This window comes from Marinimicrobium sp. UBA4209, assembly GCF_002381585.1.
Lineage (GTDB): Bacteria > Pseudomonadota > Gammaproteobacteria > Pseudomonadales > Cellvibrionaceae > Marinimicrobium > Marinimicrobium koreense.
Genome location: NZ_DFTP01000004.1, coordinates 74459 through 75074 on the forward strand (window position 1 = coordinate 74459; position 616 = coordinate 75074).

Below are 616 nucleotides of genomic sequence, written 5' to 3' on the forward strand. Positions count from 1 at the left end.
CACGACCACGACCACGACCACGGTGATCATGAGCATCACAGCGCCGGCCATGGTGGGGCGCTTGAGCCGGCGCCGGGCAATATCAATGCGGTGCTTCTGGGCCTGAAAAGCCGGCCCATGGTCTTCGCCCTTCAGCGGGAACTGAACACCACCCGGAATGAACCCATGACCGCGATCCTCCCCGGCGTGGCGCTGACGGAGCTCTGGCAACTGCTGGCGGTGGCGGAGAACCTGCTGTATCTGATCAGCTTCCTGGTGTTGCTGGCGACGCTGGCGGGGATGATGACCATGCTGCTGGCGTCCATGGGGGAGCGACGAAGGGAGCTGGCGATACTGCGCACGGTCGGTGCCAGCGGCCTGACGCTGGTGCTGCTGATCGAGCTGGAGGTTGCTCTGATCACTCTGCTCAGTCTGGTGCTTGGAACCCTGTTGTTGATGGCGGGATTGGCGATCGCCCAGCCCTGGCTGGCCAGTGAGTTCGGCTTGTTTATCGCGATTAATCCGATGAGCGCACAGACCGCGTATCTAATGCTGGGCATACTGGGGCTGGCCCTGGTGATGGGGCTGGTGCCGGCGCTGGCCGCTTATCGGCGCGCCCTGGCGGCGGGGTTGAACC

1 protein-coding gene is annotated in these 616 nt (G+C 64.1%); it reads left to right on the plus strand.

The window, feature by feature from the left end:
* Positions 1 to 616, plus strand: a 616-nt coding sequence (locus tag B3187_RS00750; protein ID WP_286804205.1) for an FtsX-like permease family protein, incomplete at both ends; no start/stop codon positions are given.